Genomic DNA, 26,670 nt, shown 5'->3' on the forward strand with positions numbered 1-26,670 from the left:
TTGTGTTTATGGCATAGAGAGCAAAAAAACAAGACACTCTTTTTTTTCATTACAAATGTTTCATCTGTATAAAATCAAGATGATAAGATTCTTTTTTTAATTCAACAGGATGTAATTATGTCAAGATTTCCAAATAAAACTCACTATGAGCTTCGTCAATATTTTAAAAAATTGAGCCTGGAGCAATTGAAAGAACAAAATCGTTCCTATGGTCCGCATTTTGAAAATTTGGAAGAAAAGATTGATAAATGCAGTCAGGATCTAGCAGCTGAAAGCAAACATTGGCAAACATTAAAGGATCAAAAGAGTACCCATGAGCTCTCTTATGATTCTGTGGTATTGAGCGAACAAGAATTTAGGCAAAACATTGAGTCCTTGAATGACATAATGGATCATTCAGAACGATTTCTTGCAAGAAAATCGGTTGGTGTATCTCCGAGCGAACTTTATTATCAACAGTTATCATGCCTCGAAAATCCTATACAACAATCAAATTTAATGATCGAACGTTTGGCAAATAAACTCGAACATTTAACAAAAAAGAAAAAAGAAGCCATTTCTGAATTGAAAACTCTTAATAGTATTATTGAAGAGAAAGAACAGTTAAACAATGTGCCCCAGGTAGTTCACAGATATTAACTCCATAAAATTATTTTATTCTTCAGCTATGTAAATAAAATTATTTTTTGCCTTATTCATTAGAGTATTAAATCGTTGTAAATGTTTCTGGGTTGTTGTGGGCGAATGCAACACAAACTCAGAAACAGATAATGCAAAAAGCACTCTACGTATTTCCCAAATTGTTTCTTGAAAGACATCGATTCGCTTTATAGTTTGCGGACTTACTTTCGCTTCTAATTTTAAATTTTGCGAACTAACGGTTATAGGTGAACAGATTTTTATAACCTGGGTACGTAATTTTGCGACAAAAATAGAAGAGTTAATTCTATGGGGACTGGTTTGAGTGATTTGTTGCACCACATCATTAAAAAAATTATAAACCATCATCTGATGGAATAGATAAAGTTTCTGTGAATAATGAAAGGTCTGGAATAAAAAATAATCACCAATTAAAACTATAGCTACACCAAGCAAGGTACATATTCCCCGATTTAACATCATCACAAATGGGCCTTCAGGAGAGTTGATTTCAGTAGTTTGGGCTAATAAAAAGAACGCAATGAGGGTAATAAAAAAAACACTAATATCATATCGGTTTGTGTTAATTGATGATACTGAAAATCCAATGACGGCCACGATGAATATAACCGGGATTAATCGATAGTTAAACTGAGTTAAATAAAGTAATGGAATTAAAATCAACAAAGCAGCAAAAGTACCGCCAATGCGATAAATAGCTCTTTTAACAATTAAACCAGGCTCAATTCCAGCGCTGATAACGATGACTGTGAGCAAAACCCACCATTTATGAGGAATATTTGAAAATAAGTAAATCAGCATGGCAACCATAAACATAATTGCCAAATGAACAAACCGCGCGTAATCAAGCTTTCTTTTTAATGCATTTTGAGTAAGCATAATTTATTCCAGCTGCTAAAGGCGTGATCCAGACACATGGCAACATGATGCTGTAATCTTGTGTTAGGTTTGATAGGAAACTGAGGTAAACCGCACGGGGAATTCGCGTGCATTTGCAGCCTAAGCCAGAGTAAGTTATTTTTAATTCCATACCAAAATGCTTCATTCATAGTTTCATAATAAAGATTATCTAAAGAATGTTGAATATTACGTATGTTCACTGAGATACGATAGGCAGGCATCATGTATTTTTTGGGAAGCATTTTTGTATAATTTCTAACGATCCCCAAATGCATAATTTCTTCCCAAGTCGGCTTATTATCATTTTTATTTATGGTGTAATCGATATCCTTTTCAAGGTATTGGATGAATTTTTGTAAAGCCCTGTTCCAAACGATTAAATACATATTCGGAAAAATTCTTAAGCAAATGAAAATAAAAGTCATTGACAATGCAATCGACGAAATTAAACCATATACAACTTCAAGATTGGCGGGAGGATCGATACCTAGGACGAGGGCGCCAGATGAAATAAGTAACATTGTTAAATTTTTCAGGGTGTAAAAATACCTTAATACACAAAAATAAGTGACTGAAAGAACAAAAACAGAAAAAAAGAAAAAAATCACGCGAAAAGGATAAACGAGATAGAACGTGACGCTGATGAGAATTATGACTATGGTGATAAAAATCAGTAATTGTTCTTTTTCTTTAAAAGTAGAGAGCACTGGTGCTTCATAAAGTGATGTTAAAAGAAATGGCATAAAAAAAGCCATAAAGCTCACAGGTTGAAATAACCAATAAACATATACTTCAACTGTTGCAATAAAGAGGCTTTTATAAAGTGTAATTCGTTGAATGGCATAAGGATCAACTTCATCAAGCCACTGTTTAAACTTTGATATAGACATAAGCACTGGTTCCAACTCGAAGTGGATAATGAGGATCAAGATCTGTAATTCGAATAATGACGGGGAGTCGTTGAGGTAACAAAATCCATTGATTTTCATTAACGACATTTTGTAGTTGGGTCCGATTGTCTACCAATTGTCGATTAGCAGACCAATAATCAGACTCTACCACTCCATGAAACACTTTTCTACTTAGATACATCCTTGGGAATATTAAAACTTTAGATCCTTTACGTACATCGCGTAAGTCTGTTTCATTAAAATTTGCCTGTATGTATACATTATCGGTATCTACTAAAGAAAAAAGTGGTTGATTAATATTAACTGGTGTTCCAATAGTGAAGAATAAATTTTGAATAATTCCATTTCCTTGTGCATAGACATTCGTCAACTCTAAATTGACTTTTGCATTTTTTAATCGTGCATAAATGGACTTAATTTCATTTCCTTGAACTTCTATTTGATTTTTATCAATTTCTAATTGCTTTAAAGCAGCTTGCCATTTGTCTTTTGCCGCTTGTGTTTCTTGTTGAGAATTTTGGAGAGTCATTAATGATACGGATTTTATTCTATAACCCTTGCGATATTTTTGATCATCTTGATAAAGTTTAATATAATTTCTTTGTTCGTTTTCACTGAGCTTAAGATCACGATCATATGTTGTTTTTAATACCGCTAATTGTGCTTGGGCGCTGGCTAAATCGGCTGTAAGTTGCTCAACTGTATAAATATAGGGTTTTTGAAACACAGTAAAAAGTTTTTGTCCTTTTTTAACAACATCACCATTTTGGACATAAAGATCAGTAATATAACCACTTGTAAGGGCTGCGACTGGCCGTACGTTATTGACAACGAATGCATTATCGGTGAACGGAAATAAATAAGAAAAAATATAGATAACAGTCGTTAAAATACCTATAAAAATAATTGTATTAACTAAGGTAATCGAACGCTTTAAGCGAGTATATCTTTTTTTAATTTTTGTACGAAATTGAATGAAATTTTTCATAAAAACAAATTAGTTTTAAATTTTTTTTCTCCTCGAAGAGGAGTCCTGACCTTACGTTGATGAATCTGTTTGCAATTTTTTGGGCCTCAAATGATAAGCATAACCCCCAGCCAAATCTTGGTATAAAGCAACTAAAGACATTGCAAGTTCCAATTTGGCTTGATTGGTTGTAAGCGCCAAATTATCCAAATATATCTTACTTTGTAATAAATCTTTATAAGAAATTAATCCTGTTTTTAACAACCCTTGTTGTAATTTATATTTACGACGATAATCCTCTTCTGCCTGTGCATATGCAACAAACTGTTCATTCATTCGTTTATTTGCAGAATAATCAGTATCTACTTCTTTTAAAATGCGTTTAACGGTTTTCTCAAATTCAGCAACTTTTGCATGATACGCTCCTTTACTTGCGGCGACATTTCCCAGAACACTGGGGGCTATAGTCCAATTTACATAAGTATCTACTGATTGTGCGAAAGTACTGTGTGGTGAGCTTACTTCACCAAGGAAATCATCTAATTGCAAGGCTGGAAAGAAATTACTATAGGCAACAGAGATTTTTATGCGCGATGCTTTTAACGCGTATTCTGCCATTTTCATATCGGGTCGATTATTTAAGACTGTAGCTGGTAAGCTACCCGGTTTAAAACGAGTAAAATCTAATGTGGCAAAATTATTGTTATTTTTGACTCTCCCGGGAATTTCATTAATTAAAAAGCGAAGGGCGTTTTCACTAAATACAATATTATGCAAAATGGGTTTTATTTGTGCCGCAATTATTTGTTCATCAGATTGCAACTGAGCTAAATCAATCTCATTAACCAATCCAATCTTGATATCTTGTTGACTCAATGCAATCAAGGATTTTAAATCATTATCAAGTTGCTGTAGTAACCTTAGCTGCTCCATTTGGGCGATTAAAGTGAAGTAAGCAGTGGTAATTTGGCCAATTAAGGCTAAGCGCATTCCATCAACAGCGGCTTGATATACTTGTAGATTATAAGTAGCCTGCTTTTGCTGGGTGTAAAGTTGCATAATATTCAAAACATAATAAGGCCATACGCCATAAAACGCACCAGGAATACCTAAGGCAGGGTTAGTGGAATAACCAGCAAATAATTTTAGGGTTGGAATCCAGCTGAGCTTGATTTGCTGTAATTCTCCTTGAGCTTGTTGGACATTTCCTATGGCGATATGAATATCCATGTTATTCTTTAAGCCAGTTTCAATTAATTGATTCAATTCTAAATCATGAAATTGCTTCCACCAAGCAGTATAAGGCAAGTTATTTACTGGTTTATATGCTTTTGTACTGGAAGGAAATTTTTTGAGGGGTGTAGAAACTTGTTGCTCAACATTTCTATGGCAGCCTGTTACTATTTCAATCAATAATAGGAAGATGGAAATCCTTTTTAGCATGAATAATTCATTATTTGAACATTATTTTTGATATTGTAAATTATTACAGGTGGATAAGACTATATTTATTCCTATTTATTGAATGAACCATGTTACTCAAGATGATTAAGTGGTAGGGACGTTGTTTCGCAAATAGTTCTTAATATAAAACTCGATTGTACGCTGGATACACCATTAATACGAGTTAGTTTATCTAATAAAAATGTTTGGTAAGCGTTCAGATCTGGCACAATGACTTTTAATAAATAATCCGCGGATTGCCCTGTAATCATATAACATTGAATCACCTCAGGAAGAAAGCGAATCTCTTCTTCGAAATGACTCATTACGGTAGGCTGGTGATTATCTAATCCAACTAAAACTATCACTGATAATTTTAATCCTATTTTTTCTGGATCAAGAAGAGCAACCTCTTTTTTAATATAGCCATGATCTTCAAGTAGTTTGACTCTGCGCAGACAAGGTGAAGGGGATAGAGCCACCATGTCTGCCAATTCTTGATTGTTGATTTTGCAATTTGCTTGAAGAATATCAAGTATTTTTTTGTCAATGCGGTCCATAATTAATAAAAAATTATATAAATAATTGACATTATAGAATATTATTCCAATTAAATGTAATTTATTAAAATAAAAATTTAAAAAAAGCAATTTTCAAACATGATTTTGCAATTTAATTTCAAAGGATTTGAATTAAAATATGTTGGTGATGGTTAATTGTACATCGTGAACATAAAGTATTGTTTCTAGTTTGAGGATATTATGTCTGCTTCCCGCGTTGTTGCCTGGTTTGTTTGGGTTGTTGCCTCGATTTTTTATGCTTATCAATATGTCTTAAGAGTTATGCCCAACATTATGATGGATGATATAACTTCTCAATTCCACATTGATGCGACGGTATTTGGGCAATTTTCTGGTATTTATTATTTAGGTTATTCCTTAATGCATTTACCTATTGGTATTATGCTCGATAGATTTGGGCCCAGGAAAGTGATGACCGTATGCATTTTGCTTCCTGTTATCGGTTTGTTACCGCTTATTTTTGCGGACAACTGGATTTATCCTCTTATAGGTAGGGCTTTGATAGGTATAGGGTCTTCTGCTGCGATTTTAGGCACGTTTAAAATAATAAGAATGTCGTTTAAAGAACAATATTTTTCACGCATGCTTAGCTTTTCAGTTATGATTGGCCTAATAGGTGCTGTTTATGGGGGAGGGCCAGTAAGCTATCTCTCTCATACCTTAGGTTATAAAGTGGTTGTTGAAATTTTTATTATCCTTGGGTTAATACTCGCATGTGTTACCTATTTGATTGTTCCAGAAGAAAAACCAACCTACCATTCCTCAGTTTTTACTAATGTGAAAACCGTTTTTTCCAATAAAAAAGTCATGCTGCTTTGTTTTTTTTCGGGTTTAATGCTTGGACCTTTAGAAGGATTTTCAGATGTATGGGGCTCAGGTTTTTTAAAACATGTCTATGGTTTAGAGCCTTCAGTGGCTAATTACTTGCCTTCAATGATTTTCATAGGCATGTGTTTTGGATCACCAGTGTTAAGCTTGATTGCAGAAAAAACAGGATATTATCTAGGTACAATCATTACTGCAGGAATAATTATGTGCTTGGTTTTTGTTGCATTAGTCGCAGGTACATTAACTGTAACAACTATAACGCTCAGCTTTGTGTTAGTAGGTATGTGTTGTGCTTATCAGATTTTGGCTATTTATAAAGTATCCACTTATGTTCCTGATAATCTTGCTGGTTTGACTACTGCGATTGCAAATATGATCATTATGACTTTTGGCTATGGCTTTCATACAGTTATTGGTGTTGTTGTTAATGCCTATGGTGGAATTCGTGATGCAAATGCATTCATTTACGGAATAGGAGTTATTCCAATAACATTGGCCTTAGGTGTTACAGGTATACTTGTATTGGCTTATCAGGACAAATTTGGTACAAGAAGATCAGTAATAAAAGAACGTCTAAGTAAAGCTTAAACGGTTGAGAGGAAGGTTTAAGTACAGCGAAACGTCACCCTCTGCTCAAGCAGGGGGTCTATGGAATCTACGCTATAAGATGAAGTGTCTTGCAGGGCCTGTCGTTTTTTGAGACCTTCCGCTGTTGTAGAAGGTGACGGTTGAGAGGAAAGTTTAGGTACAGCGAAACGTCACCCTCTGCGCAAGCAGGGGGTCTATGGAATCTACGCTATAAGATGAAGTGTCTTGCAGGGCCTGTCGTTTTTTGAGACCTTCCGCTGTTGTGAAAGGTGACGGTTGAGAGGAAGTTTTAGGTACAGCGAAACGTCACCCTCTGCGCAAGCAGGGGGTCTATGGAATCTACGCTATAAGATGATGTGTCTTGCAAGGCCTGTTGTTTTTTGAGACCTCCCGCTGTTGCGGAAGGTGACGGTTTAGAGGAAAGTTTAGGTACAGCGAAACGTCACCCTCTGCGCAAGCAGGGGGTCTATGGAATCTACGCTATAAGATGAAGTGTCTTGCAGGGCCTGTCGTTTTTTGAGACCTTCCGCTGTTGTGAAAGGTGACGGTTGAGAGGAAGTTTTAGGTACAGCGAAACGTCACCCTCTGCGCAAGCAGGGGGTCTATGGAATCTACGCTATAAGATGAAGTGTCTTGCAAGGCCTGTTGTTTTTTGAGACCTCCCGCTGTTGCGGAAGGTGACGGTTTAGAGGAAGGTTTAGGTACAGCGAAACGTCACCCTCTGCAGCAAGCAGGGGGTCTATGGAATCTACGCTATAAGATGAAGTGTCTTGCAAGGCCTGTTCTTTTTTTGAGACTTCCCGCTGTTGTGGAAGGTGACGGTTGAGAGGAAGGTTTAGGTACAGCGAAATGCCACCCTCTGCGCAAGCAGGGAACTGTTGAAGGTATACTGTAAATAGAGGCATACTCAATATTTTGATTATACAGTTATTATTAAAAATCTTAAGGATTATGATTATCCAGCATTTTCAATAAGAGCATCTGTTTAAACACAATGGTTGTTCTATAATTATCTTGTCCCTGATATGAGTTTAAAGAATAGATTTATTATGATTTTTTTAAGTTAGAAGATGACAAAGTGAATCTTAATCAGTATATTATCTAATATACTATTCATGTATTGTTTTCTCAATTTTGGGCCGTTAGCTCAGCTGGTAGAGCAGGAGACTCTTAATCTCTTGGTCATAGGTTCGATCCCTATACGGCCTACCAATGAAATCAATAGAGTATAGTTTTATAGAATCCGGCTCATCCCCATTTCCGGGGGCACTAATCAAGAACACAAAACTTTAACTCTTAACCTATAATTTTCAAAATTTCTAAATCCATAAGCACGTCGTTGAATCAGCTTCATCTTCCGATGAAACCCTTCCGTAATGCCATTGTTTTTAGTAAACCGCCACATTCTAACCACTTCTTCGTTTTGAATTAAGCGTTTTGGCAATGTTTTTTAGTATATTGTGTGCTAAAGCGCTGACGGAGAATGGCTGGTTTGAACCTCAGCCATTTCTCTTATCGAGGTTTCAATTTCCAAAGAAATTGGAAAGTGACATTTCCTCTGAAGCTGAATGCGCATCTTCTGGCTCCCCTGGAATGGATTTTTTACAAGATGCACTTTTGGCAAATAATCCAAATTTATTTTTCTTAAAAGAAACTTTATCTTCAGCAGTTTCAATTAAAAATTCTTCTTGTTGGGGATTTACTATACTCAAATTTTTAATGATTTTAGTATAATGATATTTATCTTCATTTTCCAATACAAATATTTGGGTCATTTTTCTAATATAATCGTTACTATTTTTATAATTTAAAAACTTTTTAACATGTTTGGCAAACTCATCAAATTGGTTTGAAGTTCCCTTAAATGCAACATCTATGGCTCTTCCATCGTTAGGAGAAATAACGCTATAACTTGATGGAGCATGAATTGTAAAATTTTTTCTCTCAACTTGAATACATTCAGAAAGCGGTCTTTGTTCTTGTATCATCTCATCTGATGTTACTATAGGAGATTTAGTCGCAGCGTGACATATTTGGACTCTTACATGACCATTATCTTTTAGATGAGTGCCTATTATATTTTTAATACAAGTAACTAATGAAGGGAAAAAATTATTTCTTAATCCATTGATAGAAGCATAAGTATTGCTACCTTTTAATGGAACCCCCGAACCTATAATAACAATTTCATCATAAGAAGCTGTTTCATCTAAAGGATGCATTTTATCTTGAAAGTCGATCAAGAGCTTTTTTTCTCTAGGAGAATCTTTAGAAAATAGTTCAGAGTCAAAAAAATTATAATTTTTTACATCTAATGCTTCAACTTGATTGGTTCCCTCTTTTTTAATGATCATGATCGCTGAGTTAGTCGCATTTAGAGCTTTGCCACGAGCCAAAGTATGATTTAGAAAAAGACCTAATTTGCTACCCATTGCATCATTTTTAGTAGGATTAATTAAAATGATTAGCTGTTTTTGGAGGTTAATCGGTTTTTCGATACGAGATAACATGATTTGTCATATAAAAAAACGCTTACTATAAATAACCCCCAAAATACTGTCAACTATTCGACCTTTGAATGTTTTTAATGGAAAATATTAATCTTGGATCTTAGTTGTCTTTTCATTGAAAATACAAATGAGGGGTTTTATAGTTAATGATGATGTACTTCTTTCTCGTAAAATTCGCACTTTTAAATGATAATTTAGTAATGCTCTGAAAATTGGTTATCTACTCATATAGTTACCAATATTGCCAGCAGAAGGGGCTTTACGCCCCTCGGAGAAACAATAAAATCGATCTATGAAATCACAAAGGAAGAAATTATCTAAATTTGATGTATCTTCTTGTGGGGTTATCTTATTCGATGCATCCTCATGAGCTATTTTTTCACTAATCTCATGTGTTTTTTCCTCTGTAGTCATTCCTATCTCTTTATTAGAAAAAAATGATGGATCGTAAGAGTTTCCTACTTTCGTACTTTGATTGAATTGCGCAGAGTAATATGATGAAAAATATGAAGATTTATCTATTCCCATCTTTTTTTCTTCTATCCTATCCGTGATCTTGCTGCATGTTAAAAATTCTTTTTCTGCAAGAGCTTTTTTTATATCTTCTTCTTTAAACGGAATATTAATGTTATGGTTAACTAATTTCACACAATGCAAGGCTTGATTAAACATAGTCTTATCACTTTTTTCAGCAAGATTTAGGTACAGCATAAACTTACTTTGAATCTCTGAGTCATCATGTTTTTTATTTAAGATCTTCTTGCAAGGACCGCGCATTTTCATAAAAGCATTGGTTTCAGCGAATACATCAAATACTCTGGCATCATTCGTAGATATTATACTAAAAGAATCAGGAGCACTTAATGTAGCATTTTTTTTATTAATTGCTGCTGCTGTAATTTTTTGAGCAAAGGTAGAATCTTGAAAGGTAGAATCTTGAAAGGTAGAATCTTGAAAGGTAGGAGCTTGATCAGAAACTTTACATGTATTGGCATGACAAATCTGCACTCTAACAAGGCCATTGTCTTTTAAATAGGAAGAAATGATTCTTTCTAAAGGCTCAATCAAACGTTGAACTTCAGTAATACCGTTGATACTTTTATAGGCAGATCTCTTCGTGTTTGGAACTCCTGCGCCTATAATTAGAATGCTATCGAAAGAATTCGAATCAGCTAGGTTAAATTCCTTAATTTTATTTACAAAAGGGTCAAATACTTTTTTGTCTTCACCCTTAAATATCAAAGTTGCTTTGTTTTTCACAATTTTATTTACAAAAGGCTCAAATACGTTATCTTGTTTCTCCTTAAATATCAAAATTGCTTGGGTTTTCACATCTATTGCTTCTATTTTATCTGTACCTTGAACAAGAGCTAAAGCCGATATTCTAGCATCGCCGCCACGAGCAACAGCATGTTCTAGAAATAATTTTAATCTATTCCCCATATCTCCATTCTTATTAGGATTAATTAGGATAATTAATTGTCTCTTTGGTAATTGTAACTCTTGGTCAAACTGTTTTGTGCACTCGACAAATTTGCTTTCCATTATAATATCTCTCTGTTTGTACTTTCCCTCGTTCTTTTTATTATTCCCAGTACATAAATTCCTAATTACAAAAAATAATAGGACCCTTTAATATTAAAATTACTCATGATATTTAGTCTTGTGCTGCAGGCATTGCTACGGTTGCATTGAGCTTACTGTAAAACAGTCGCTTCAAACTTCGTTGACAATTTTTCTAATATTTGAAAGTCCTAATTACAAAAAATAATAGGACGCTTTAATATTAAAATTACTCATGATATTTAGTCTTGTGCTGCAGGCATTGCTACGGTTGCGGTGAGCTTGCTGCAAAAACAGCCGCTTCAAACTTCGTTGACGATTCTTCAAATATTTGAATGTCCATTTAGAATCGGCGATTCCATCCACATTAGAAATATTCAAAAAACAATGATAGCCGTAAGATTTTAGTCTATAAAATTGGAAAAATCAAAAAATATCTTCATCCTGATTCTCCATGAGACAATTAATAAATATTCTATGAAGCATTTATCTAAATAACTGTATTGATTTAAAAGAATTTATATTTTTATAACTGAGGATCATATTTTATCATATGAAAAAGATTTTGAGGCACTCTCAATAAGAGAGCTCCCCTGAACGAATAGAACAAGAGGGTCTTAAGAGTTAAAGATAGTTCTTAGAGCTTACGGTTTTTAAGGCAAAAAAGGGTATTCCTTTTGCATTATGAACCTGAAATTGAGGATTTATTATTGTATTCAGAAATCTCTTTTACATCTATTTTATTAGAATTATTGTTAAAAAAATGATGATGAGTAAATAAAGAGGCTGCTTTGTTGTAGATATAATAGCCACCAAATATGATTCCTGCTGTTGACATACTTCTAGTTGCATCAATTAATGATCTTTTAGTTGCAGTTTGAATTACATTACATCCACTTTTTAAGAAAAAAGATATCATATATACCGTCCTGTTTAATAATTAACAAATCATGTTAAATATAAGGCACTAATTCTAAATGAAATTTTAGCGAATGCAACTATATCTCATTAAATAGTATTAATATTTTAATAGAAGTTAATGGGAATAATAGAAATATACAATTGATTAAGTGTTCCAACAACATCCTTGTTTTTGTTGAATTACATTTTTTTTGCTGGATTATTTTCTGTCTTTTCACTGTCAATTTCTTTAAATTTAGGCCAAACCCTTTTCAAGGGTTCAGGCCCCATTAAATCATCTAAGCCGAAAATAATGCCGAAAGTTAAAGCAGACATAGGGCTTCGTACCACAACTTCTTTTAGAAAGTTAACTTTCACAAAGTGAGAAAGGGCTTGTTTCATGCCAACTGAGTTGACATGAGATTTTGCTTGGCTAAACATTGTGAAGGGTGATACAGTCAATAGGCGACCATTTTCAACTTTTGTAGCTAGAACTTTTCTGTCAGCATAAGAGTTAGGAATCGTTGTGAATATGGTTGCGATCACACCAGCGGTGGCGCCACCAGCCAATTTATTATAAAAATCATTATCAAATTTATAAAAAGAACTAATATAATCACCCACAAAACCTAAAGCAGAAAAATTAACAAAGCCTGCAAAAGAACGCGATCCCCAGTTAACTCCGGTTAATTTCCAATAATTTGCAAAAGACCATTTGAAATTTGTTTTAGTAATAATACCAGCATTTTCCAATTTTGATTTTCCACCTAAGGCATTGCTTATGAGAAGATCTGCTTGAGAAAAAACGAATGTGCCCAACCAACGTTGACGACCAGGTATTTCGATTTCTTCTTCTTCAATTACTTCTTTATTTGCTTGCTTTGCTGTTACGGACACAGCTCCTCTTTTTTGACCAGCGATAGCGTAAGGTACAAAACCACGATACATGCTGCGAAAAAGCCCTCCATTAAAACCACTTGGTGCATTTAGCTGAAGCCGAGTGAGCATCGCTTGAAATGGTTGTGTAAGCGTTGAAACAGAAAAAGAAATTGCTGCTGTTTTAACTCCTAAGTTTGCCAAAAAATAAGGTGTTGGCGAAAAAGGTAGCCCTTGATTACCTGGGTTATTTTCTGTTTTTGCTTGCATGGTAAATACCTCTACTAATTTTTTGTGGAATGGTAAATAAAATTTATTAAGGAAATATTAAGAAGGAAAAAAAATTAAATATTGTTTACAAAAACTCACCTTTGGACACTATTTAGCTTTAATTTCTTTATCCTAAATATTGGGGGTTGGGATTTGACAGTTCATCAGTTGCCTCTTCAACTGTATCTTTAAGATCTAATCTGAGTTTGTCTGTGTATTTTTGTCTGTTTTTTATGATACGCTCCTGGCGTGCTTTACATTGTCTTTGAAATACAGCATCAATGCGTTTTTGTTTTGCATTCGCTAAAAACTCACGCATAGACCGTTCTTTTACGCTAAGCTTAATATCTGAATCCATGGGTTCTATTTTTTGATATAGGGTCTTACGAACATTGGATGTTTTATACCATATACCGTGGAAAAAGGAGTATTTTATTTTATTCTGCCATGGGGCGGTTATATTGCCAGCATAATAATCGATGGGTGAATTAAATAATATTAAATTATCATTGAATCGTTTGGCGATGAGTTCTTGATTTCCTTTATTGTTACAGAAAAAAAGCTTAATATGGTTTATTTTATGATGTAAATATACAAAATCAGAATTGAAGCGATCAGCAATTTTTTCAATATCAAGCTGACTTGTTTTGCTGGTAATAATAGAATGACTTGCTAAATGAAAGGGTTGGCTCAAGCTGTCTATTCCGTGCGCAAGTACATAAAGGGTGATTGTTCCCGCTGCATTTTTAAGCGCATTATAATTAATCGGCTGACCATGTTGTATAATAAGTATGTTTTCCTCACTAAGCGTTCTTTTCCACATGATCGCAGCAATACACAAATCGTTTTCTTCATGGAAGGGTATATACAATATTTTCATACAAACATTCTTTAATTAAGTCTTTGAGTCGCGATTATACAGTTAGGGCGTCCTTTTTTCAAAAAAAGGATAAAAATAATTCATTTTGTATTCCTCATTGTCATTATTTAAGAAAAGGCAATTTAAGCATTTCAATAACAAATCGTTCACAACGGTATAATTGCTCAAGATCGATAAATTCATTGGCGCGATGAGCTTGTTCGATGCTTCCAGGACCACAAACAATAGTCGGAATATGGGCATTTTGAAATAGTCCCGCTTCTGTTGCATAGGCTACTTTTGATTGTTTTTGACTTTGGCAAATAGATTGTGCTCCTTGGACAATTGCTTCAGAAGGCTGTATCTCAAGACCAGGGGCATTAGCAATGTTTTCTAAAATTATTTGGGCACTTGGTTGCTCTTGGTGCATACTGGGAAGTAATTCATTTTCGATGAAATTCATTATTTTTTTATTAATCCTATCCGAATCATCTAGTGCTAAATTTCTAATTTCGAAAACAAATTCGCATAAGTTTGGAATAGTATTATAAGCATTTCCTCCCTGGATAAGATTCGTTGAAATTGTAGTATAAGGGATGTCATATGATTCGTCTTTGTGTCCTTCGGACTTAAATTGGTTTGCTAAGTCACGAAGAAAACGGATCAAAGATGCAGCATGTTCTATGGCATTACATCCTTGGGAAGTAAGTGATGAATGGGCAGCAACCCCATGAATTTGGCAACGATAAGAGTGTATTCCTTTATGTCCTGTAACGGGTTGCATAGAGGTTGGTTCACCAACAATACATGCTTTGGGTCTATAATTAAGTGCATTTATTTTGTCAATGATGTGTGGTGCCCCACGACAACCAATTTCTTCATCATAAGAAAAAGCAAGATGTATAGGAAACTCAAGCTTTAATGCCTTTAATTGAGGAATGAGGCTCATAATGACAGCGATAAATCCCTTCATATCACAAGCGCCTCTTCCGTAAATGCGATCATCTTTAATGGTGGCTTGAAAGGGATCGCTATCCCAGTCTTGTCCATCTACAGGGACAACATCAGTATGTCCTGATAAGATAATTCCACCATCAAAACGAGCATTATAAGCAGGAATAGTAGCTAATAAATTGGCTTTCGGCTCTTTTCTGTCATGAATTATAATGGGTTTTATTTGATAATCATTCAAAGCATTAGCCAGAAACTCTACAAGCGATAAATTCGAGTTCCGAGAGGTAGTATCAAAAGCGATGAGTTTTGTAAGCCAATCTATTGTATTCATATATTTCTCATATTTAAATGAAATATTTAACCTAAAAATAATTGTTCTATACTTGTCATAGTTGCCAAATTATTTCAAGGAGTGAAGTTATTATGAAAAAATTACTATTATTCGCTATTTCTTTGTTTATGATTTTTAGTATGGCCTCCTATGCGGGTAAAGTTGTCATTATAGGCAATCCAGTTATTCTGGAAAAACAAGGAAGTGTTTATTATTTATCCAATCGTTACACGGTAACCACTTCTTATTACTATGTTATATTGGATGGACAAAGACAAGTTTGTTATATGGAAAAACAACCTGCTTTATCCGCGTTAAATACTAAAACTATTGACGTAAATTACAGGGGTTCTAGTATGACCTGGATCTGTTATCCTTATGATACCAATTACTTTGAAACTCCATAATGCCACAAAGCAGATAATGGTTTTATTTTAATAGATAAAATCGATAAATGAACACATTGAAAAGCAGGAGTATTCTGTAAGTTCTTCAACCTTAAAAACTGGATCATTAAATGACCCAATAAGATTATTTCCCTAATTCGCTGCAATATACGTTGCCGGCTTAGAATTAATTTTATTTGCTTTTAGGTGAAAAAAGGTCATTAACCACAGATTGAAGCACCTTTAAATGAATTGGCTTGGAGAGTATTTTATTGAAACCCGAGCGAAGATACTTTTTTTCCGCTTCGATTGATGTATTTGTTGTTAATCCAATTATCGGAATGGGCTTTTTTTGTAATTGATTTTCCAGTTCTCGAATGCATAGAACAAGATTTTTTCCTGAAAGATTTGATAAATCTGTATCAGTAATGATTAGATCGAAATCATTAGTTTCAATTAATTCCAGTGCGTGTTCCCCATCAATTGCAGAATAAAACTCATAACCTGCTTGTTCCACGACATTTTCTATCATATGCAAGGAAAGGATATTATCCTCAACTAATAGAACAAGAGGTGAAAGAGGAGAGGCGGCTTTCTGAGAATCAGACCCAGTAATAGGATTGGATGTTGGCTTATCATTATAGCCAATCTTCAAAGTAAGTGTAAAATAGAAAGTTGAACCTTTGCCAATTTCGCTTTCCAGATTGATTTCCCCTCCTAACAGGCTCAAGTATTTTTGGGCGATATGTAATCCAACACCATATCCGCTATGAGTACTTTTATAAGAGGGAATAGCACGAAAAAAGCGGTCAAAAATTTTACTTTGTAATTCAGCTGGTATGCCAATTCCCGTATCAATGACGCTAAACCGAAGCTGTGTGTAATTATTTTCGAGTGAAAGTACTTCCACTTTGATGGTGACGGAACCATTATCAGTAAATTTAATGGCATTTCCCACCAGATTTAATAACACCCTATGGATTTTTGTAGCATCGGTGATTATAGTGTTAGGGACTGCCTCATCAATTTCAATGTTTAATTTAATTTTTTTCATTTGCAAAGTGGGTTGCACAAGATGAGCTATATCTTGAATATTTTTGCGTAATTCAAACAATTCTTCATGAACATCGTCTTCTCTTAGACTATCAGTAGCCACAATATCCATGACGCCATTGAGTAACTCCAGTAATTGCTCACCACTTTCATGAATCCAACGTGCATATTGCTTTCTTTCTGGGTTTTGTTCCTTTTCTTCTAAAAGCTTTGACATTCCTACAATCCCACTTAATGGTGTGTGAATATCATGGCTCATATTGGCGATAAACTCATTCTTTGCTTGGTTGGCAACTTCCGCATTTTCTTTGGCTCGACGCAGGGCAACTTCCATCTTTTTACGTTCAGTAATGTCCAGGGAAATCCCTAACACACCAATGACTTCATTTTTTTGATTGCGTAAAGGGACTTTTTGTGAGTAATAAATCCCCATTCCATTCGCCATGACCGCATACTCTTCTGCGGTATGAGGTATACCTGTCTCCATTACTAATTGATTAACTTTGTTTAATTCTTCGGCTTGATCTCTCCACGGCATATCAAAGTTTGTTTTTCCCACAATATCTTTTCTTGATTTCAATTGTGCATTTTTAGCTTGCAAATCATTGCATCCTAAAAAGACATTATTTTTATCCAACCAATAGACATGTCCTGGCATTAAAGCAATGATATTATCGTAATATTCGTGAATCGCTTGTAATTCATTTTTAAATTTTGATCGTTCTTCCTCTAAGCTTAGAGTGAGTTGATGAATTTCATTATTTTTTTCATCAATAATTTTTTGCAATTCATTTGTTTCTTTTGAATCCATTTTTCACCGTGTTGGATGTTAGGAAAGTGTATTTTAGAGTATTGCATTATAAGTAAATAGTGCCCCATATTAAGAGCAAACAACATATAAATGAACACCCTACGTATTGAGTATAGTCAAGAGAAGTTAAATATTCTTAGCTCCCTATGTTTAGATAATTGTGATTATAAACCAATTTATGGGAAGAATGTCTATATTTTTTGCAATTTGATTTATACTATGCAATAATCTTGTTAAAATTTCATATATGCTTAGATTTTTGAATTTATTCAAAACGAGCAAATAGATAATAAATTGAGTAAATATAACATAAATAATGAATTATGAGCGTAGCGAATCAAAAGCGCAGAGGATTATATAATGCCAAAAGTTAGAGGCCCTAGAGACGGTAAATTGATTACCGCCAGTTTTGATGGAAAAGAAAAAAGTCTTTTTCCTTCCTTGAAGACTACAAAAGATTTAGTTTTACTGAGTATTCGAGGAAATGAATATTGCACAGGCGAATATCTAGGAGCAATTGTGCAACAAGCTGTTGCCACTCATCAAACACCTATTGATCATTCTGGTGCGAAAGGAAAAGCAACTTTCTTAATCGCTGATGAAATTTATTGGCATAATATTAAGCAGATGATATCTAGCGAATCAGAGGTTGAGATACTTAAGCAGGAGGCAATTAAAATAGGAGCTGACTATTTTTTAACTAATTTAGGAGCTTTTTTAACTCCATTGGATATGACTATCGAGCAGTTTAATGAAAAGTATCCTGAGAAATCGGTTGATGAGATAATTACTATTATCAATCAATTAGCTGATGAACAAGGAAAAAACTTCGAAATAGTTCGCTGGAAAACCTGGGTGGCTCAAAATGATAGTCAAGAAAAAATCAATAAAATGATGGGTTTTTATGATTCAGTAGAGGGGCTTAAAGAATCTGTTATTAGAACACAAAATAATTTTGTTAAGCGCCACGGCAAAGACGGTGATGAAGAGTTATGGAAACTTCGTTCCCATGATTACCTTATTGAGGAAAGCCCTGCAGTAATGTGGTTAGCAGCTTCTTTAGGATACAATTTTATAGTTTACCCTGGCGAGATTTTACCCCCTTTTGAAGCAACAAAAGAGTTCTTTGTTGTTCCAAACCATGTTCCGCGAATTTCCCAGGGAAAAAATATTATAGAAGAGTGTGAGCATAATGAATATAGCATTCATACTGATAATCCTAACCGTTTAGTAAATTGGCTAGAAGTTAATTTTAAAAGAAGCCATCCACCAAAACAGGCTGGAGTATCAGTGGAAAATGAAGTTACTTCAGTAGGCAAGTCCTTTGCTTCTGTAGAACAACCCCTAGTTTCTGTAGAGAAAAAAATGAGCTTCTTCTCTTCTTCTCCAAGGAAAAAAACCAAAGTTAGGGTACTTGATAAACAAGTGGAAGATAATGTAACAATGGATCTGCCGTTATCTAATCCAAATGCATTAATGCTTGGTTCAGCACTTGAAGGAATAGGCAAAGCTCTTATTAGTAAACATTCAAATGGAAAGATCCAATCTAAAAGTTCATCCATTTTATCCGAAGCGTTTGCTGGAATTACCCATGAGGTACTATCAAGCGATCTTTCTCCTTCAGATCAGGTGAATTTTTTAGTAAGTATTCTTAACGGCGTTATGAAAGGAAATGGCCAGTCTTGTACGTCTGAATCTGATACATCGATCCTTTTAGAGAATACAAAAGCCTCATTTTGTAAGTAAAAGAATTCTAAAATTAAGCTATTAACTACCGTGTTTTTTAGAGATTTATGTACCATATCCTGCATATAAGTATGGTACATAAAGTCTTAAATTCTTTTACTAACTGCGCTACTAAGTTCTATACACCGTTGTAAGCTCTTTCAGCCCGGTCATGTTCTTTAGAACACTTCCTTTCCTCAGTTTACTTGCATATCTTGTCTCGAGCTTAATGGATGACGCTAAATTATAATAAATTCTGGATTGCAATGGCGGCAACACCCACGGCAACAGCCTGTAGAGTATATCTGCTAGGTAGATTATTTTTAAAAAATCCATAATAATCATTGCTGGACGAAGTTTCAAAGTAGGAGGACTCGTTCTCTTTAAAATCAGATGTAGCCACGATATCTTTTTCTAATTTTTTATCGGTAAGTAATTCAAACTTCGGTTTATGTTCTTTTTGTCTTTGTATTTCTTTTTTAAGGGTAATTTCACCTTTAAGGCAGGTTTGCTCATGCTCTAATTTTCGCAGTTGTTTTTGTAATTTGGAACAATAAGATTTTGAGGTATGATTCTGTAATTCTTGCTTCAAATCATTTTGGGTTTGAGTGAGATGCTCATGTGCTGCTTTTAAATTTTTGATCTCTGATACTTCAATAAATAAGGAAATGAACCAATAAAATGCTTTGGTAAAAAACCACTTGTTTTTCCATTCTTTCTTTAATTGAAAGTAGTCTTGTTTTGCATGTTTAAAAGCAGATAATTTTTGATCAATTAAATCTGCTTTTATTTTTAACTGATTCCATTTATGGTTTAACTTTTCAAGTGATTTTTCGAGAGTAGTTATATCATCCAACGGTGGTAAATGGGCTTTTCTTTCAGTCTTAGGCGATTTAACCTGGCAACCAAAAGTTTTTATGAGTCTTGAAGTATACTCGATTATTGATTCTTCCTCTTTTTTTAAAAATAAGAGTTCATCTACATTTAAACTTATCTTCTGGCAATATTGGCGAATTTCTTGAAGTAACGCTTGTGCTTGGATGGCCGTGGTGATTTTTTTTTGATTAATGCCATCAATTACTTTTGGTCGAAACCAATTAATGGTTCCCTGATAACTTACATTCTGATAATTGAGCAAATGCTGATAATAAATGATAGCAAAAATAAAGCTTTGTGTATTGGTTATTTTGGGTAAATAAAATCTATGTTCGTGGTTATCAGTTGTATAACAAATTTCATTTTGAAAAAGTTTTGCTTTTTCATGTAATTGTTCTGACACTTGTTGAATTTCCAAGAGCCCAAGTTTTTCTATGATTAAGCCAGTTTCAATCAAATTTTTAGCTGTAGACATTTGCCTTGCGTATTCTATATCTTCAGTCGACATTTGAAGGCTCTCAATACACTCCTTGAATTGTTGCCAATATGCTGTCATTGAAATCATGATAAATGATTCTCCAGAATGATGAATATATTTCTAATGTAAACTGCTCATTTGAAAAAAGCTATCGTTATTAGAAAAATTATTTTTCTAAGAAAATGGCGGTAACCTTTGGTGGCTATTAAATTAATTGATCTCTCGCTTGTAAAAGTTCTTGTAGTGATTTAGGTAATATTTTTCGTATTGCAATAGTCATCTTTTGTTCGTGTTTTTGCCAAAGGATACCTAAATAAATGATACCTAATCCAATAAGGGTTAGAATTATGGGAAAAAAATAACTGTCTTTAAAGATATCATAAGCCAGATGTCCTAAATATAAACAAACCCCAATTCCACCAAAAACAGTAAATACTTTTCTGCTAAGAATTATTCCAATTAATATGAGTATTAAATTAATACATAAATATATAAATTTAGACAATTCGTAATCTGAATGTTGTGCGCTTAAGCCACACCAGAATGTAAGGACGCCAAATAGATAAAGCCAATAAGCATAATCTTCAGATTGTCTCGATCGAAAATCTACCCAAAATCCAATGAGTAGCATAATTAATCCAAAATACATGGACACTTTCTCACTTAATTCAAAATCACTTTCTCCCCCTGTAAGCATGGCAGTAAAATCCATAGACATATACCATAAGGTAACTGCTATTGGCATTATCATAAAAGGATAGCGATAAATCCAGGCCATGATTATGCCAACAGCAAGAGTACCTAATTCCATGAATATCCAATGCCATTTTATATAGTAATTATATTCACGGAAAACAGTATCATCTGGTGGCCACCATCCCATTCCCTTTTGCAATCCATAAATGGCTAAGGGGGTAAGGAATACAACAAATGTGGCACATATTTCAGCAGGGACAATAAATCCTTTTTTGTTAAAAATATCGGATAATGACAATCCTAATATGGCATAACAGATACAGAGAAATAATATACCCCACCCCCCAAAAAGCTCCCAACCTAGGGTCATAAATAGGCTCATAGCACCAATTGCTATTAACCCTCCTAAATAGTAGAGAACATTAGTTAACCCAAATCCTTTGTTTTGACCTGGTTGTTTTCTGATGAATGCGATAAGCTCTTCTGATTGCTTTTGGGTGATGATCTTTGCTTCAACAGCTTTATTAATGATGTCTCGAGTAATATTCATTGCTGCTTCCTTGAAGCATGTCTTTTAAGAATTATAGCTTAGAAATTTAATTAATAATCTTAAAGCCGTTGTTCAAGAAAGAAAGGAAACTTATCTCAACATATCTGGAGTAAATAATTTTCCATTCACAATAAGCTGCTGGTTTTCTAATTTAAATTGAAGGACATAATCTTTGTCTTTAATTTTTAAAAAGCCTTTTTCGACCAACTTTTTTAATATCTGATTGGTTTGCTTTTTTGCTTCTTCATCTAAATCAGGTGTTCTTGATGTTGGATTCGCAGGAGATTGAGCTGATACGTCTTGGGTTGGAGAAGTCTGTTCTATTTGCTGGCTAACGTTGCTTAAATTACTTTTAATGGACGAAGTCATCAGCTCTTTTACTATTGTTGTTGGTGCTTTAAAATAACCTTGGCCATGAGCTTGTTGCATCGCTTTAGATAAGTCATTTATTTCCGTTTTTGGAAGTGATATTTTAAAATTACCTACAATTTTCCCTTCAGGTAAATTGATAGTCATTTCAGAAAGCTCCAATACAGAGCCTTTGCTAAGAAGCTTCGGTAATTCAGTAGCTAGGCTTAATCCCACAAGATGAGAATCACTGGTTTGCAACATATTGAAAGTTTGCTTATTCAGTTTAGCCATAATTTCTGGATCTAAGTTTTTTAGACTCAATTTCAAGATGGCCGGACTGTAATTTTGATTGTTAGCCAATAATTTTTGCAATGAAAGTTTACAATAAAAATTTAGTGCTTCATTTTTGATGTCAGAACTTAAAATGAAGTCGAATTCTTGCAAGTCTAATATATTTTGGTTGTTTGAGGTTACGGAAATAGAAGAAATATTAAAATGGGACTTCCCAATCCATAACCACTCTTGTATGCGTTTAGAATTAAATGAATAAGTTATTTCGCCTATTTTAAAGACAGAATTATTGCCAGAACCATCAATTCCATAGAGTTTTAAATAGCTGTCTAATTTATCTATATTTGAAGAAATACTCAGTAAAGCACTTAATCCCATCCAATTAAATTGAAATTCTTCATTATTGGATACTTCCTTCACATGCGTCCCAAAAGATGGGAGGTTGTATTCTATAATGATCCGGTTTAAATAATTGATGAATGCTCCATAATGAGTTTCAGGTTGTGTTGTAATTGTACCAATTCCAAAACGTATTCCATCATTAGTAAAAATGATAGGGCCATGTTTGATAGTAATAGGTAACGTCATTTCAAAATCAAGAGGTGGTTCTGTTTTGGGGACGCCATTTTTATCCGTAATCGTTTGGGCTGGGATATGCATTTTGAATATCCATAGAGCTTTAGATGAGAACCAACCATGTTGAAATTTATCAATCTTTGTAGTCATTATTGGGTTTTTAGGGATCTTATTGATGATATTACCCAGGGTGTTTTGCACCATCAGCCCCATGAGATCGTAAATAATAAGAACCAGGACTACTAGAGATAGGAGATACCCAATCCATTTTTTCATAATGATTTAACTGTATTCCGTTGCCTTGTCATTTAGTAATAGTCTAAAAAGCTCGTTTTGTAAATTTATGACATATCAGTAAGGGGCTTTTTAGTTCATTTGTAAAGTGGTTAATGTTGTTCAAAATAATCAGGCGGTACACCGTAAATGGAACATGCCAAGGCCTTGCTGGATTTGTTTTCCCAATCAGGATTTTTAAGAACCTCCATTGCATTTTCATAGCCAGTTTTCATGCGATAATTGATCGCTGAGCGAACAAAGTTGTAATCTTTGAATGAATGGGCAAAAGGGGTCCCACGATAAATGATATGTACCACGCTGAAATGTTTGCTATGTCCCAATCCCAGTATTTTTTTAACTTCAGGATCTTTTTTTGCTTCTGGGCTTAATTTTTCACCTAAAAACTGTATGGCTGCCTGCAAATTTTGGCGACTGGTGTAAACATTTGTGAGCCGCCGCGAATGGCTGGCATAACGAATGTCTTTTTGTCTCTCCTCAAGTTCATCCATAGTTTGCGGTAATCGTCCACGCAAACTGAAGCAATCGACTACAAAACATAATGTATCAAGTTCTGGTAATGCATCCAACACGGTTACAAGAGGCGTATTCGCATAAATACCACCATCCCAGTAATAATCATCACCAATCTTAATTGCTGGAAAGCCTGGTGGAAGTGCTCCGCTTGCCATAACATGCTCTGGCGTAATGGTCATTTTTTGATTATTAAAAAACTCCATTTCACCGGATGATAAATTGACTGCTCCTAGACATAGGGTAACTTTTTTATCATTGATGCGATCAAAATCAATTAAACTTTCCAACGTATTTTTGAGAATGGATGTATCATAATAACTGAGGTTATCAGGTGTATCATAAGTTATGGGGGTTGGCGGAATAAGGCGGGGTTTGAAAAAACCATCGAGGCCATAGAGAACCGCATGCATCGCACCCATTTGATTGTGCATATGATGTAAAAAATTTGGAATGTCCCCATCATAAAATACATCTGTCCATATTTTGGGTACAATGGTCTCCCAAAACGTGGTTAATTTTTCAATTTGCTTGTTTCTTGGGTTACCGGCAATAATCGCACTGTTAATGGAACCTATCGAAACTCCTGCCAGAAAATTAGGATTGTAGCCTTTTTTGTGGATAGCACAAAATGCCCCAACCTGATATGCCCCTAATGCACCACCTCCCTGAAATACACAGGCAATTCTTTCGTAAGTTTGTTTGGTATTTTTTAAAGAGGCTGTAGGCTTGTTAATTCGGCATAAAGGGCTTTTATGATGTTTTGATGATGCTTCTTCTTTAATTTTTCTGCCCATGCTTATTATTCCCACTGTCCTTATTTATTCATAATTATAACTGATAATTAGGGAGTTTTGGCAAAAAAAGAATTCTTTCTTGTATAAAGAGGCAACATCAGCAGAAAATTACTTGATTTTAAATTGAAAAGCATTTTTATCAAGCATAAAAATACCAAATATTTTCATCATCAAGTGGAATATAAACTATAAAATCACGAATAACGTGAGCATACATTCTCGACTTGGCTTGACAAGTTATTTTGTTGAAGTTTGTTCGCGAGTTGTTCCAACCCTATAAGCGCGAATATTTTCACAGGCTCTAATTTAAGTGAGCACTCGGTAAATAAAGGATCAATATCCGCTATATTCTTGATGTCTTCATTTATTTTTTTGATTAAATTCTCCAAGACGCTTTTTGTTTCGATCAAAGTATTGCTTGGCTTCAGTAGCGTTATGCGTTTTGATAGTTTATTAATTACCTTTAATAATAAGACACATACATCATTTACTTTATTCCCTACAGTATCATTATCATTACTGATAATTTTATTAAGTACATCAGTAAATTGATTAGAATTTTTAATGGTTTTACCTTCTATAACTAATCCTGCTTTGGTGATACCTGTTGAGGGCTCCCCCCCTTTTTTTTTGTAGTGACTTGTTCAGTGTAAAGCAAGCTTCATGAAGTCTCTGGATAAATATTTCTTCAAGAATTAGGGTGCAAATTGAATGGAAAAATAAGGTGCTTTTATCTGCATCCTCAGTATATTTTTTCAGTTCGCTGTCTAATTGCTTAATTTTTTGTAAATGTACATCAGGGTGATTTATTTTTTTCCATTCTTTAATTAATAAAGGCATTTTAAGTAGATGTTGCATTGGGTGAATCAGTCCATCTAATAGTGCATTATATATCATTGTTTTTTTAAACTCTTGTAGCGATGGCTGAAATAACCTCATAGTTGATTCGTAATACACAGCGACCATTTTACTTGGCTCAAGAAATAATGCGCCAAACTCTGAGTGAACTCTCGTTACTAAATGTTCTATAAACGCATTAATTTTGTCTAGCAATTCGCTTTCATTTGTACAACGACTTAAGTATTCTTCGTTAAACTCCAGGGTAATCGGGGTACATTCTGCAATTTTGTTATATTGTGTTATTTGATGCTCCACAAGCTTTTTAAAGGGCATAGTGAGCTCATTGATGTGTTGTTGTACGATTGCATGTTTTACCCAGGTACTAATCGATTTAGCGGATTGGATTACCGCATTTGTTGTTTTGTTAAATTCAAGGATACTCCTAGCTAAATTAATGAGATCGTTGTTCAATTTTTACTCCAGACCAAAACGTGCATAAACCAATTAAAGAATACACTTTATGTAAACTGAGCGCAGTATATACATACTGGGTTTGATAGAATACTTAATGTGGATGAAAAAATAGCATCCTTAGTTCCAAACAGAAAAATACTCTGATTTTAATTATTGGCGGAGCTTATGTTGTTTTTTTTTGAATCCAGTAGAGTATAAATGCACTGGTAATTGCTGGAATTATTGCTAAGAATGCAAAACCAAATAAATAAGAGAAAAATAGCTCAATGAACGGCGCTAAGAAAATAAGGAAAAACTCGGGCAACTTCCATGCAATCAGCTGGCGGATAAAAGCATCGAATATAAAGAGTATTAATAATGAAAGGTTGCCTATATGAAATCCAAAAATAAAGTAGGGATAGGGTAGGTCTACAAGTGTTTTGCTTTTGAATGCAAACAACAAAGCTGAAGCAATAAGGGTAGAAATAAAAATTGAAATACCACTGAGGGTTGAGTATGGTGATGCGAGAAGTGTAGATACTGATGCCCTATATCCAAAGATAATGAGCCAAAGCACGCCACCTAATACCCAAAACATAAGTAGATATAGAGCAAATAATCTAAATTTTTTCATATAATTAGTTCATCCTAAGTATAATATTTTTCAGATCCTCTTGAACCTTTTATACAGATAAGTTAATTATCAACATGATATCTAAATATCCAGCAATTTCTCAATAAGTCCGGACAGATACTTCCTCCTTCGTCTTGCGGCTTGTCCGCAGAAGGTAGGCGATCTCTTTTACCCGAATTTAATGGGAAATTAAACTATCCAATAA

23 protein-coding genes, 1 tRNA gene and 1 pseudogene are annotated in these 26,670 nt (G+C 34.2%); 6 read left to right on the top strand and 19 right to left on the bottom strand.

The annotated features are described in order from the left end of the window. The first annotated feature begins 117 nt into the window (after positions 1–117). Entirely contained in the window at positions 118–639 is a 522-nt protein-coding gene (locus EKG34_RS03135; protein WP_003635934.1) for a hypothetical protein, read from the top strand. Between the two features lie 15 nt (positions 640–654). On the opposite strand, the gene EKG34_RS03140 is transcribed toward EKG34_RS03135, so the two are convergent. The 5 genes from EKG34_RS03140 to EKG34_RS03160 all read right to left on the bottom strand — a co-directional run bounded on the left by EKG34_RS03140 (position 655) and on the right by EKG34_RS03160 (position 5,441). Beyond that, positions 655–1,539: an FUSC family protein gene (locus EKG34_RS03140; protein WP_003635935.1), complete on the bottom strand. Its 885-nt coding sequence runs from the start codon at positions 1,537–1,539 to the stop codon at positions 655–657. Continuing rightward, entirely contained in the window at positions 1,518–2,450 is a 933-nt protein-coding gene (locus tag EKG34_RS03145) for a hypothetical protein (protein ID WP_003635937.1), read from the bottom strand. The genes EKG34_RS03140 and EKG34_RS03145 overlap by 22 nt, the downstream gene beginning before the upstream one ends. Next, a complete protein-coding gene (locus EKG34_RS03150; RefSeq protein ID WP_003635939.1) occupies positions 2,431–3,459 on the bottom strand; it encodes an HlyD family secretion protein in 1,029 nt (342 codons plus the stop codon). Before EKG34_RS03150 ends, EKG34_RS03145 begins: the two co-directional genes overlap by 20 nt. Positions 3,460–3,510: 51 nt before the next feature. Continuing rightward, positions 3,511–4,881 carry a TolC family protein gene (locus EKG34_RS03155; protein WP_003635941.1) on the bottom strand — a complete coding sequence of 457 codons (1,371 nt, stop codon included), beginning with the start codon at positions 4,879–4,881 and terminating at the stop codon, positions 3,511–3,513. Positions 4,882–4,973: 92 nt separating this feature from the next. Further along, entirely contained in the window at positions 4,974–5,441 is a 468-nt protein-coding gene (locus EKG34_RS03160; RefSeq protein ID WP_003635943.1) for an Lrp/AsnC family transcriptional regulator, read from the bottom strand. 201 nt (positions 5,442–5,642) lie between these two features. Here EKG34_RS03160 and EKG34_RS03165 point away from each other — a divergent pair, with 201 nt between their 5' ends. The 3 genes from EKG34_RS03165 to EKG34_RS03170 all read left to right on the top strand — a co-directional run bounded on the left by EKG34_RS03165 (position 5,643) and on the right by EKG34_RS03170 (position 8,090). Beyond that, the gene (locus EKG34_RS03165) at positions 5,643–6,878 is read left to right on the top strand and encodes an MFS transporter (RefSeq protein ID WP_003635946.1); all 1,236 of its coding nucleotides are present in this window, start codon (positions 5,643–5,645) and stop codon (positions 6,876–6,878) included. A gap of 652 nt (positions 6,879–7,530) precedes the next feature. After that, positions 7,531–7,704, top strand: coding sequence for a hypothetical protein (locus EKG34_RS18140; protein ID WP_158304182.1), 174 nt, complete (start codon positions 7,531–7,533; stop codon positions 7,702–7,704). Positions 7,705–8,014: 310 nt separating this feature from the next. Beyond that, positions 8,015–8,090, top strand: a tRNA-Lys gene (locus tag EKG34_RS03170). Positions 8,091–8,151: 61 nt separating this feature from the next. Here the strand turns inward: EKG34_RS03170 and EKG34_RS03175 are convergent. The 7 genes and pseudogenes from EKG34_RS03175 to argE all read right to left on the bottom strand — a co-directional run. Further along, positions 8,152–8,328 (bottom strand): annotated as a pseudogene (locus tag EKG34_RS03175) (transposase); the annotation flags it as partial. 73 nt (positions 8,329–8,401) lie between these two features. After that, positions 8,402–9,388, bottom strand: a complete 987-nt coding sequence (locus EKG34_RS03180) for a hypothetical protein (RefSeq protein ID WP_003635951.1) — start codon at positions 9,386–9,388, stop codon at positions 8,402–8,404. Positions 9,389–9,604: 216 nt separating this feature from the next. Continuing rightward, on the bottom strand, positions 9,605–10,933 hold the full coding sequence (locus EKG34_RS03185) for a hypothetical protein (RefSeq protein ID WP_003635952.1): 1,329 nt from the start codon (positions 10,931–10,933) through the stop codon (positions 9,605–9,607). A 700-nt stretch (positions 10,934–11,633) separates the two neighbouring features. After that, positions 11,634–11,870, bottom strand: a complete 237-nt coding sequence (locus EKG34_RS03190; protein ID WP_003635954.1) for a hypothetical protein — start codon at positions 11,868–11,870, stop codon at positions 11,634–11,636. 182 nt (positions 11,871–12,052) lie between these two features. Then, on the bottom strand, positions 12,053–12,997 hold the full coding sequence (locus tag EKG34_RS03195) for a hypothetical protein (protein ID WP_003635957.1): 945 nt from the start codon (positions 12,995–12,997) through the stop codon (positions 12,053–12,055). Between the two features lie 127 nt (positions 12,998–13,124). Next, on the bottom strand, positions 13,125–13,877 hold the full coding sequence (locus EKG34_RS03200) for a hypothetical protein (RefSeq protein WP_003635959.1): 753 nt from the start codon (positions 13,875–13,877) through the stop codon (positions 13,125–13,127). Between the two features lie 103 nt (positions 13,878–13,980). After that, the gene (gene argE, locus EKG34_RS03205) at positions 13,981–15,141 is read right to left on the bottom strand and encodes an acetylornithine deacetylase (RefSeq protein ID WP_003635961.1); all 1,161 of its coding nucleotides are present in this window, start codon (positions 15,139–15,141) and stop codon (positions 13,981–13,983) included. Positions 15,142–15,233: 92 nt separating this feature from the next. Here argE and EKG34_RS03210 point away from each other — a divergent pair, with 92 nt between their 5' ends. After that, a complete protein-coding gene (locus tag EKG34_RS03210) occupies positions 15,234–15,548 on the top strand; it encodes a hypothetical protein (protein ID WP_003635963.1) in 315 nt (104 codons plus the stop codon). A 172-nt stretch (positions 15,549–15,720) separates the two neighbouring features. On the opposite strand, the gene EKG34_RS03215 is transcribed toward EKG34_RS03210, so the two are convergent. Continuing rightward, the gene (locus EKG34_RS03215; RefSeq protein WP_003635967.1) at positions 15,721–17,391 is read right to left on the bottom strand and encodes an ATP-binding protein; all 1,671 of its coding nucleotides are present in this window, start codon (positions 17,389–17,391) and stop codon (positions 15,721–15,723) included. 360 nt (positions 17,392–17,751) lie between these two features. Here EKG34_RS03215 and EKG34_RS03220 point away from each other — a divergent pair, with 360 nt between their 5' ends. Continuing rightward, positions 17,752–19,137 carry a hypothetical protein gene (locus EKG34_RS03220; RefSeq protein ID WP_003635969.1) on the top strand — a complete coding sequence of 462 codons (1,386 nt, stop codon included), beginning with the start codon at positions 17,752–17,754 and terminating at the stop codon, positions 19,135–19,137. A 223-nt stretch (positions 19,138–19,360) separates the two neighbouring features. Here EKG34_RS03220 and EKG34_RS03225 read toward each other — a convergent pair whose 3' ends face one another. The 6 genes from EKG34_RS03225 to EKG34_RS03255 all read right to left on the bottom strand — a co-directional run bounded on the left by EKG34_RS03225 (position 19,361) and on the right by EKG34_RS03255 (position 26,465). Then, positions 19,361–20,557 carry a hypothetical protein gene (locus tag EKG34_RS03225; protein WP_003635971.1) on the bottom strand — a complete coding sequence of 399 codons (1,197 nt, stop codon included), beginning with the start codon at positions 20,555–20,557 and terminating at the stop codon, positions 19,361–19,363. A gap of 118 nt (positions 20,558–20,675) precedes the next feature. Continuing rightward, positions 20,676–21,716: a hypothetical protein gene (locus tag EKG34_RS03230; protein WP_003635973.1), complete on the bottom strand. Its 1,041-nt coding sequence runs from the start codon at positions 21,714–21,716 to the stop codon at positions 20,676–20,678. 90 nt (positions 21,717–21,806) lie between these two features. After that, a complete protein-coding gene (locus EKG34_RS03235) occupies positions 21,807–23,210 on the bottom strand; it encodes a DUF945 family protein (protein ID WP_003635975.1) in 1,404 nt (467 codons plus the stop codon). 110 nt (positions 23,211–23,320) lie between these two features. Further along, complete coding sequence (locus EKG34_RS03240) at positions 23,321–24,538, bottom strand: patatin-like phospholipase family protein (RefSeq protein ID WP_003635977.1); 1,218 nt, start codon at positions 24,536–24,538, stop codon at positions 23,321–23,323. 570 nt (positions 24,539–25,108) lie between these two features. Next, positions 25,109–25,849, bottom strand: coding sequence for a molecular chaperone TorD family protein (locus EKG34_RS03250; protein WP_003635981.1), 741 nt, complete (start codon positions 25,847–25,849; stop codon positions 25,109–25,111). 166 nt (positions 25,850–26,015) lie between these two features. After that, a complete protein-coding gene (locus EKG34_RS03255) occupies positions 26,016–26,465 on the bottom strand; it encodes a hypothetical protein (protein ID WP_012979301.1) in 450 nt (149 codons plus the stop codon). Positions 26,466–26,670 lie beyond the last annotated feature (205 nt).

It is taken from the genome of Legionella longbeachae (assembly GCF_004283175.1).
Classification (GTDB): domain Bacteria; phylum Pseudomonadota; class Gammaproteobacteria; order Legionellales; family Legionellaceae; genus Legionella; species Legionella longbeachae.

Bases quoted from the DNA above. Each gene is read 5' to 3' on its own strand.
- EKG34_RS03135 (WP_003635934.1), top strand. From the start codon at position 118: ATGTCAAGATTTCCAAATAAAACTCACTATGAGCTTCGTCAATATTTT.
- EKG34_RS03140 (WP_003635935.1), bottom strand. From the start codon at position 1,539: ATGCTTACTCAAAATGCATTAAAAAGAAAGCTTGATTACGCGCGGTTT.
- EKG34_RS03145 (WP_003635937.1), bottom strand. From the start codon at position 2,450: ATGTCTATATCAAAGTTTAAACAGTGGCTTGATGAAGTTGATCCTTAT.
- EKG34_RS03150 (WP_003635939.1), bottom strand. From the start codon at position 3,459: ATGAAAAATTTCATTCAATTTCGTACAAAAATTAAAAAAAGATATACT.
- EKG34_RS03155 (WP_003635941.1), bottom strand. From the start codon at position 4,881: ATGCTAAAAAGGATTTCCATCTTCCTATTATTGATTGAAATAGTAACA.
- EKG34_RS03160 (WP_003635943.1), bottom strand. From the start codon at position 5,441: ATGGACCGCATTGACAAAAAAATACTTGATATTCTTCAAGCAAATTGC.
- EKG34_RS03165 (WP_003635946.1), top strand. From the start codon at position 5,643: ATGTCTGCTTCCCGCGTTGTTGCCTGGTTTGTTTGGGTTGTTGCCTCG.
- EKG34_RS03180 (WP_003635951.1), bottom strand. From the start codon at position 9,388: ATGTTATCTCGTATCGAAAAACCGATTAACCTCCAAAAACAGCTAATC.
- EKG34_RS03185 (WP_003635952.1), bottom strand. From the start codon at position 10,933: ATGGAAAGCAAATTTGTCGAGTGCACAAAACAGTTTGACCAAGAGTTA.
- EKG34_RS03190 (WP_003635954.1), bottom strand. From the start codon at position 11,870: ATGATATCTTTTTTCTTAAAAAGTGGATGTAATGTAATTCAAACTGCA.
- EKG34_RS03195 (WP_003635957.1), bottom strand. From the start codon at position 12,997: ATGCAAGCAAAAACAGAAAATAACCCAGGTAATCAAGGGCTACCTTTT.
- EKG34_RS03200 (WP_003635959.1), bottom strand. From the start codon at position 13,877: ATGAAAATATTGTATATACCCTTCCATGAAGAAAACGATTTGTGTATT.
- argE (WP_003635961.1), bottom strand. From the start codon at position 15,141: ATGAATACAATAGATTGGCTTACAAAACTCATCGCTTTTGATACTACC.
- EKG34_RS03210 (WP_003635963.1), top strand. From the start codon at position 15,234: ATGAAAAAATTACTATTATTCGCTATTTCTTTGTTTATGATTTTTAGT.
- EKG34_RS03215 (WP_003635967.1), bottom strand. From the start codon at position 17,391: ATGGATTCAAAAGAAACAAATGAATTGCAAAAAATTATTGATGAAAAA.
- EKG34_RS03220 (WP_003635969.1), top strand. From the start codon at position 17,752: ATGCCAAAAGTTAGAGGCCCTAGAGACGGTAAATTGATTACCGCCAGT.
- EKG34_RS03225 (WP_003635971.1), bottom strand. From the start codon at position 20,557: ATGATTTCAATGACAGCATATTGGCAACAATTCAAGGAGTGTATTGAG.
- EKG34_RS03230 (WP_003635973.1), bottom strand. From the start codon at position 21,716: ATGAATATTACTCGAGACATCATTAATAAAGCTGTTGAAGCAAAGATC.
- EKG34_RS03235 (WP_003635975.1), bottom strand. From the start codon at position 23,210: ATGAAAAAATGGATTGGGTATCTCCTATCTCTAGTAGTCCTGGTTCTT.
- EKG34_RS03240 (WP_003635977.1), bottom strand. From the start codon at position 24,538: ATGGGCAGAAAAATTAAAGAAGAAGCATCATCAAAACATCATAAAAGC.
- EKG34_RS03255 (WP_012979301.1), bottom strand. From the start codon at position 26,465: ATGAAAAAATTTAGATTATTTGCTCTATATCTACTTATGTTTTGGGTA.